Source organism: Actinocrinis sp. (assembly GCF_035650855.1).
In the GTDB taxonomy this organism is placed as follows: domain Bacteria; phylum Actinomycetota; class Actinomycetes; order Streptomycetales; family Catenulisporaceae; genus Actinocrinis.
Genome location: NZ_DASRGV010000222.1, coordinates 1 through 7,527 on the forward strand (window position 1 = coordinate 1; position 7,527 = coordinate 7,527).

Annotated in this window: 9 protein-coding genes and 1 pseudogene; 2 read left to right on the forward strand and 8 right to left on the reverse strand. The window is 70.4% G+C overall.

Annotated elements, in window-relative coordinates; translation table 11 throughout:
- Positions 1 to 56: 56 nt before the first annotated feature.
- The 8 genes from VFB40_RS16175 to VFB40_RS16210 all read right to left on the reverse strand — a co-directional run bounded on the left by VFB40_RS16175 (position 57) and on the right by VFB40_RS16210 (position 4,570).
- The gene (locus tag VFB40_RS16175; protein WP_324840544.1) at positions 57 to 230 is read right to left on the reverse strand and encodes a hydrophobic protein; all 174 of its coding nucleotides are present in this window, start codon (positions 228 to 230) and stop codon (positions 57 to 59) included.
- A 119-nt stretch (positions 231 to 349) separates the two neighbouring features.
- Positions 350 to 1,345: a polysaccharide pyruvyl transferase family protein gene (locus VFB40_RS16180; protein ID WP_324851536.1), complete on the reverse strand. Its 996-nt coding sequence runs from the start codon at positions 1,343 to 1,345 to the stop codon at positions 350 to 352.
- Positions 1,342 to 1,602, reverse strand: coding sequence for a DUF4235 domain-containing protein (locus VFB40_RS16185; protein WP_349261504.1), 261 nt, complete (start codon positions 1,600 to 1,602; stop codon positions 1,342 to 1,344). The genes VFB40_RS16180 and VFB40_RS16185 overlap by 4 nt, the downstream gene beginning before the upstream one ends.
- A gap of 104 nt (positions 1,603 to 1,706) precedes the next feature.
- Positions 1,707 to 2,168: a large conductance mechanosensitive channel protein MscL gene (gene mscL / locus VFB40_RS16190; RefSeq protein ID WP_324851538.1), complete on the reverse strand. Its 462-nt coding sequence runs from the start codon at positions 2,166 to 2,168 to the stop codon at positions 1,707 to 1,709.
- A 94-nt stretch (positions 2,169 to 2,262) separates the two neighbouring features.
- Positions 2,263 to 2,778 carry a mycothiol transferase gene (locus VFB40_RS16195; RefSeq protein ID WP_324851539.1) on the reverse strand — a complete coding sequence of 172 codons (516 nt, stop codon included), beginning with the start codon at positions 2,776 to 2,778 and terminating at the stop codon, positions 2,263 to 2,265.
- Between the two features lie 102 nt (positions 2,779 to 2,880).
- Entirely contained in the window at positions 2,881 to 3,132 is a 252-nt protein-coding gene (locus tag VFB40_RS16200; protein WP_324851540.1) for a hypothetical protein, read from the reverse strand.
- 9 nt (positions 3,133 to 3,141) lie between these two features.
- The gene (locus tag VFB40_RS16205) at positions 3,142 to 4,110 is read right to left on the reverse strand and encodes a ribokinase (RefSeq protein WP_324851541.1); all 969 of its coding nucleotides are present in this window, start codon (positions 4,108 to 4,110) and stop codon (positions 3,142 to 3,144) included.
- 49 nt (positions 4,111 to 4,159) lie between these two features.
- Positions 4,160 to 4,570: a ChaB family protein gene (locus VFB40_RS16210; RefSeq protein WP_324851542.1), complete on the reverse strand. Its 411-nt coding sequence runs from the start codon at positions 4,568 to 4,570 to the stop codon at positions 4,160 to 4,162.
- A gap of 200 nt (positions 4,571 to 4,770) precedes the next feature.
- Between VFB40_RS16210 and VFB40_RS16215 the strand changes: the two genes are divergently transcribed.
- Together VFB40_RS16215 and VFB40_RS16220 are read left to right on the forward strand one after the other, a co-directional pair.
- Positions 4,771 to 5,874, forward strand: a complete 1,104-nt coding sequence (locus tag VFB40_RS16215) for a baeRF2 domain-containing protein (RefSeq protein WP_324851543.1) — start codon at positions 4,771 to 4,773, stop codon at positions 5,872 to 5,874.
- Between the two features lie 575 nt (positions 5,875 to 6,449).
- Positions 6,450 to 7,527: pseudogene (locus tag VFB40_RS16220) on the forward strand (pre-peptidase C-terminal domain-containing protein); the annotation flags it as partial.

Here is a 7,527-nt window from a genome sequence, read left to right on the forward strand (position 1 = left end):
CAGGCGAGCGGCCGGTCCGGGATAACCGGACCGGCCGCTCGCGTCCCTTTTACGGGTTACCAGCGCCCGTACCACCGGCGGCGGCCGCCACCTGACACGCCTCCGGAGAAGCCGAAGCCGACCAGCCAGGCGACGAACACGATCAGCGCGATCCACCACAGCACGTGGACCGCGAAGCCGAGGCCGCCGAGAATCAGCGCCAGCAGCAGGACGAGCAGAATAATACCCATCTGACCACTCACTCCTTTGATCACTCTCGTGATCCGGATCTCGTGTTTGCGCCGTGCTTTGCCGCCGACCTGATAACCGCTTCGCGCCGAACCAAACAGGAGTTCGTGGGAGCGTTTTCCTAAGAAAGCCGGGCGCCGATTCGCGCCGCCAGCGAACCGGCCTCGGCGGCCGCCACGGCCTGCTGGGCGAGCAACCCGGCCCGTTCGCGGCCCAAGGCCGACAGGCACCAGTCCAGCGACTCCTGCAAGGCGGCATTTCGCGCCTGCTGCGCCGGCAAGAGCGCAGGCCAGCGCCAGGCGGCGGCTTGGGCGGCGACCTTCCCGCCGCCTGCCACCGGGTCCACGGCCAGCACCGGCACCCGGTTGGCCAGCCCGAGGACGAGCCCGTGCAGGCGCGTGGTGACGATCGCGTCAAGCCTGCGCACGACGCTGATCAGCTGCTCCGGCCGGGCCGCCAGCGTCCAGTCCACGCTGTCGAGCCGGGTCTCCAGCGGCACGACGGCGACGCCGGCTTCCCGCAGCCACGCCGTGATCCTCTCGGTGACGCTCTCGTGCCGCCGCGCCGGGCCGTACTCACCCTGGCCATGCGCCAGCGCCACGCCGATCACCGGGACCTCGCTCGCCGAGGCCGCGGGTCCGGTGGCGAGATCCAGGCGCGACGTGACGTCCGGGGCGTCTCTGGCGATGATCGTGTCGAATCCGGTTACCGCCGGATCCCGCGGATCAAGGACGGAAACGCCGACCGCGATCCTGCGGCAGCAGCGGAACCGCTCGTGCAGCCCGGCGATCTGCGGCCCGTGCAGCGGCCCGCAGACGAACACCAGGTCGCTGTAGTCCTCCGGCCGCGCCGCGTCCAAGATCAGGCCGCCCGGCCGGAACACCGGGCTCCACGCGGTGTCGTGGGCGATCCCGGCGCGCTCCAGCTCAGCGCACACGGCGCGCCAGGCGAGCACATCCCCGGCCGTCGCTTCGCCGTGCAGAAAGCTGAACCAGCCGACGAGCAGGACGCGCTTCGCGTTGTCCGCGATCGCGCGTCCTGCTGAATCCCGAATGACCGTGGGAGTCTCGCGCGTGCCTCGCGTGCCGCTCCCCTGGTCCGCACCGCTGCGCCTCACGCCGGCCAGGTGCCGGTGATCCGGCGCACGCCTGCCGCTCCGCCGCGATCCACCGCCGCCCGGACCAGCGCGAAGATCATGCCCTGCAATGCCGAGGCAACCAGCACCTCGCGCCAGCCGCGATCCTCGTCGGTCGGGCTCGGCGCGTCCTGCTGGTCGTCGACCAGCCGCCAGACCCGCTTGAACACCGCGCCCGCCAGCACCCCGCCGGCCGCGCCGAACACCATGCCGAGTGGTTTGTAGGCCACCTTGCTCACTTTCACTGCCTGCTCCTACCGTCGAAATTCGCCTGCCGCACCGCCGCTGCGTGGACGCGGCCACGTCCCCGCGTCACCTTCCGACGCCCGGTCAAACCTGCCGGTCAGCCCTCTGGCCCCATGACTGGAGCCGGACCGTCGGCGGGAGCCGTCGCGGCGGGCTCGGGATCGCCGTGGACGAGCACGCTGGTGCACTCAGGGCAGCGGCGCGCCTGAATCGGGATGCTGCGATCGCACTCGGGGCAGTTGCGCTCGGTCGCGGCCTGGTTGCGTTCGAACAGGTGCAGGAATCGGGCCACGGGCAGCACGATGACGAAGTACACGACCGCCGCCGAGATGAGGAACGAGAGCACCTCGGTGACGAACGCCCCGTACGCGAACTTCGACCCGTGCACCGAGAATGTCAGGTTGTTGAAGTTCGGGGTGCCGCCGAGCAGCGCCAGCAGCGGGTTCACGAACGAGACGACGAACTGGTGGATCAGACTCGAGAACTGACTCCCGATCACGACCGCCACGGCCAGATCCACCAGGTTGCCGCGCAGGATGAACTTGCGGAATCCCTTCATGGCGCACCGGATTGCCCGAGCGGGCGCGACTAATGCGCGCCGCGCGGGCCAATGCCTCGCGAGCGCCGCACACCGCTCTGCGCGGCTCGGGACGCTAGCCCGCGCGGCGCTCCAAGACGCCGCGGATGAAAGCGGCCTGACCCGCGTGCTGAAGCGTGTCAGAGATCACGCTCACCAGGCGCACGCCGAGCGATACCGGCGGATCCCAGGCCTCGTCGACGATTCGCTCGAAGTCGGCGTCACTCAGGCCACGTACACGCTCGATGGTCTGCTGGTACACCGCGTCGTAGTAGCCGGTCAGCAGCTCGGCGGACTCGACGCGCACGGCCGCCACCTCCGCGGAGCTTTGGCCGTAGCCGCTCGCCTCCGTCTTGAACGGGAGGTTGAAGCGCTGCTCCCAGCCCTGCGCCGTCCACACCTGCTCGACGTCCAGGGCGTCCGCGACATGGTCGTCCTGAACCCGCGTCAGATGCCACACCAGCCAGGCGATCGAGTTCGCGTCGGGGTCGAGCCGTTCCGCGAGCTGCTGCGCCGTCAGCCCCGAGGCGGCGTGGTGAACGACCTCGCGGACCCGGCCAAAGGCGTCAACGATCAGCTCCGCACCGTTCATCGCCGGCTCCCCGTCATCAGTAGCTCCTCATCGTGGCCGGCTCCTCAATCAAGACCGGCTCCACATCAATACCGTTTCTCATCGTGCCCGCCGCTCAGGACTCTAGTGATCGCCGTCGTTCTGTGCCGCCGAACGCGCGGGCGGCTCGGGCGGCTTGTTCTCGGTGCGCCCGCGCTCGCGCTCGCGCCGCTGCTCGATCTCCTCGGCCACGTCCGGACTGGTCTCGTCCTCGATCGGCTCGGGGTCGTGCCATTCCTCGGCGCGGGTCGGGTGACCGGCCCGCATCTGGCCCTCGACCTCCTTCTTCATCTCCTCGTCCAGCCGCGGGCCGTGCTTGCTCGTCGAGCGGTCCATGTCAGCTCCTTACTTGTTGGGACCTCTGTGCTGAACCAGCTGGGGGTCAGGTGCCGCGGCCAGCCGCGCCTGCAGCGTTTCGGCGGTAATCCGCGGCCGCCCGCCGACGTGCTCGACCGTGAGGGCCGAGGCGGCGACCGCCCAGCGGCCCGCCTCCCGCGGTGCCTCGCCGAGCGCGAGCGCTGTGGTCAATGCAGCGACGAAGGCGTCGCCGGCGCCGGTCGTGTCGACGGTCTGCGCGTCGTCAAGCGGATAGAAGGCGTGCCCTTGCGGCCAAGCGACGAGGTTTCCCTTACCTTCGACCGCGAGCGCGACGACTTCGGGTCCGCTGCCCAGTAGTTCCTCGGCCGCGTGCACCGCGTCTTTCACGCCGTCGATCTTGCGGCCGGTCAGCAGCGCGGCCTCGTGGCCGTCGGCGCGCAGCACCTGCGCGCTCTCCAGCAGGGCCCTGCGATGATCCGGTTGCGGCGCACCGTCGAGCACGACCCGGCAACCGGCCTTCCGCGCCATGGTCGCGGCGGTCAGGCAGGCCGCGGCGGGTTGCTGGAGCTGGATGACGGCCGCATCCGACCGGGCCAGCAGATCGCCCGCGGCCTCGACGTCAGCCCGCGTCAACTGCACCGCCTCGGGCAGGTCCTCGAAATAGCGCCAGCGGTGCTCGCGGTCGAGGATTTCGACGATGAGTCCGGTCACGGTGTCCGTGCGCCGGACCACGCACGACACATCGATGCCGTCCGCGCGTGCCCGCGCCAGCGCCTCGTCGCCCGCCCGATCGTCGCCGAGCACCGCCACCAGCGCGACCCGGATACCGAGTCGCGCGAACGAGACCGCCTGATTCGCGCCTTTCCCGCCGAGCACTTCGCTGTGCGTGTGCACGACGGCGGACGCGCCCGGCTGCGGCAGTTCGTCGATCGGCAGCACCAGGTCCCGCCCGGCCTGGCCGAAGACGACCACGGCCGGGCTCAGTCCACCGTCCATCTCGCTCCCCGTCCCATCCCGCTCCGCGTCTTCGTGCGGTGGCGATCGATCAACGGGAACTCGGCTGCTTCTCCCGCGTCTTGCTGCGGTTCGCCTTCCGAATGGCGTCCAGCAGCTCCCCGCGGCTCATCGTGGAGCGGCCGGGGATGTCGAGCTTCTTCGCGAGCTCGTAGAGGTGCTGCTTGCTGGCCTGCTCGTCGACGCCCTCGCCGCTGCGCCCGCCGATCTGCCGCGGCCGGGCCGACTGCGGGTCGGAGGGTCCCTTGCGGCCGCCCTCCTTCGCCTCCCAGTGGTCGCCGACCTTCTCGAAGCTGTGCTTGAGCGCGCCGAAGGCCACGCGGTGCGCCCGCTCGCCCTCGCCGTACTGCTGCACGGCGCTGTCGTGCGCCTCGATCCAAGTGCGCTGCGCCTTGGCCGGCGAACGGCGCAGCGTCGAAGGCAGCTCCTGGCGTCCCGGCATCTGAATCGACCTCCGATCCGTCGTCACGGTTCCTAGTCGTCAGGTTCGTCTCGTGCTCCTGTGCTTGATCAGTGCCGAGTGCCCCTTCCGATGGAGCGGAAACCGCACCCCGTTTCGAGCGGGCCGAACGGGTACCACGAGGAGCCGGGCCCGTTACGGGTCGCCGAGTCGTCTAAGCACCGCGCGAAGGGAGCGTGAGCATGGAGCCGGGTCATTTCAAGGCGCTGTACGACAATCCAGGGCCGTTCGCCTCCGTTTATCTGGCCACGGACCGCGCCGATCCCGAGGCAGCGCACGCGATCGCATTGCGCTGGCGGGAGCTGCGCGGCCGGCTTGAGGCCGACGGCGCCGACGAACCGACGCTGGTGGCGATCGACGCGGCGGTCGGCTCCGATCGAGGACGCCCCTCGCCGCACGGCCAGGCGATCTTCGCGGCCGGCGGCTCGGTGCTGCTGCAGGAGGAGCTTCGGGTGCCGAACGTGCTCGACCGCGCGACCTTCGGGCACCTGCCGGATGTCCTGCCGCTGCTCGCGCAGACCCCGGACTTCTCCTCCTACCTGCTGGTCTTCGCCGATCGCAGCGGGGCCGAGGTGGAGGTGTACGACGGCGCCGGAGTAGAGGAGCGCGAGCGGGTCGACGCCGGCGCGCGCTGGCCGTTGCGGAAGGTGCACAACGGTGACTGGCACGAGGCACATTTCCAGCGGGAAGTAGAGAACACCTGGGCGGCGAACGCCAAGCAGGAGGCCGACCGAGTGCGGCAGATCGCGCAGTCCCACCGGGCCGAGCTGATCGCGGTGAGCGGCGACGCGCGGGCCAAGACGATGCTGCTCGAACACCTCGGCCCGGACTGGAGCGCACGCGCCGTCCCGCTGCCCTCCGGCGGCCGGGCCGAGGGCTCGGACCGTGCGCAGGCCCGGCGCGCGGCCATGGTCGCCGCCGCGCGGGCGGAGGAGTCGCTGCGCGCCGACGTGCGGGACCGGTACGCGGGCAGGCTGGCCACCGGCGGGGCGGTCGAGGGCCTGATACCGACGGCCGAGGCGCTGCGCCGCGGCGACGTCGACACGCTGCTGATCCGGCACGGATCCAAGGAGCTTGACTCCTGGATGTGGTGGGGCCCGCAGCCGGGACAGCTGGCCGCGCATCCCGAGGAGCTGACCGACATGCGCTCGGCGCAGATCCGGCGGGACAAGGCCGGAAACGTGCTGGTGCGCGCCGCGGTGCAAAGCGGCAGCCGGATCCTGGTGCTGGCCGGCGGCGAGCCGGGTCCGGAGCACGGGGTCGGCGCGGTACTGCGGCACACCTGACCGCGACAGGGCCCGAACGGGCAAGTGAGAGCGCTGCCGCGAACATCAACGGCTCGAATTGGCAAACAGCTTATAAAGCATTCGCGACAAAACGGATCGCTGCCGCGCGCTTCGAACACGCGGCGGCGATCTTTCGCGACAAGCCCGTGACCGGCGCGAAACCGCAGGGTAATTGCCGGGCCGGCCGGCATACCGCGGAAACACCTGTTTCGTCAGCAATCGTTGACCGGTTCTCCGCACGGCGCTAATTTCCCCCTCAGTGCTTGACAGTGCGATCGCGGCGGTCGTCGCGGCAATTCCCACCTTCGAGCACTGATAAACCCGTGGCCGTCCCGCAGGGATCCTTCCGAACGGGGCGGCGGCGCGCACGCCAAGCGGTCGGATCGGGCCCGGCTGCACCTCGTCGCTCCGCAATCACCCCGATGCTCTTCCGACGTTGGCACCGCGCCGAACAGATCGGGCCGTGTCCTGGGGCCAAGCGGTGATCCCGCCGTCCCTTCACGCGTGCCCGCACTCCCGTGCGGCCGGACGCACCCACATGCGCCGCCGCCACCCGAGATAAAGGGGATATGCAGGTGACCCACCCACCCACGGCCGCGGCACGCCGCCGCGGTCTGAAAGTCCCGCTGGCCGCTGCCGCCGGCTTCGCCCTCGCCACCGGAATGACGGTGACCGCGCTCGCGCCGGCCTCCGCCGCGACGACCTCCGCCTCCTCGGCGGTCAATCCGTACTCCCCCGCCTATCAGCACTCCTACCGGCACGGCGTGATCCCGACGATCGGCCAGCTGGCGAAGATGCGCTCGTACGCGGCCGCGCACCCGAACGCCACCACCGCCACCGGCCCGGAAACCCTCTCCTACGGCGGCGGCATCGACGGCATCGGCGTACAGTCCGGGCACTCGAAGGTGTACATCGTCTTCTACGGCAACCAGTGGGGCACCTCCAGCACCGACGGCAACGGCAACCTGAAGTTCACCGGCGACTCCTCCGGCGTGGCCTCCGTCGCCCAGCAGATGTTCAAGGGCATCGGCACCGGCAACGAGCTGTGGTCCGCGGACCTGACACAGTGGTGTGACGGCCCGAACGTGTCCTCCGGGGCCACCAGCTGCCCGAGCAACGCCAACTTCATCCCCTACCAGAGCGGCGGTGTCCTCGCGGGCGTCTGGTACGACAATTCCGCGGCATCCCCCTCCGCGGCGACTGGCCACCAGCTGGGCCAGGAGGCGGTCAACGCGGCCGCGCACTTCGGCAACACCACCGCGGCGGCCAACCGGGACGCGTACTACATCATCGCCTCCCCGCACGGCACGAACCCGGACAACTACCAGGGCCAGTACTGCGCGTGGCACGACTACAACGGCGACAGCACCCTGACGGGCGGCGCGGTCTCCTCCCCGTACGGAGACATCGCCTTTAGCAACCAGCCGTACAACACCGACTCCGGGGCCGGCTGCGGCGTCGGGTTCGTCAACTCCCCGGGAACCACCGACGGCTACTCGATGACCCTCGGGCACGAGTGGCACGAGATGATGTCGGACCAGAACCCGGCCGGCGGCTGGACCAACAACACCGGCAGCTCGTACAACGGCCAGGAGAACTCGGACGAGTGCGCCTGGATCAGCCCCGGCACCGCCGGCGGCGCCGCGAACATCA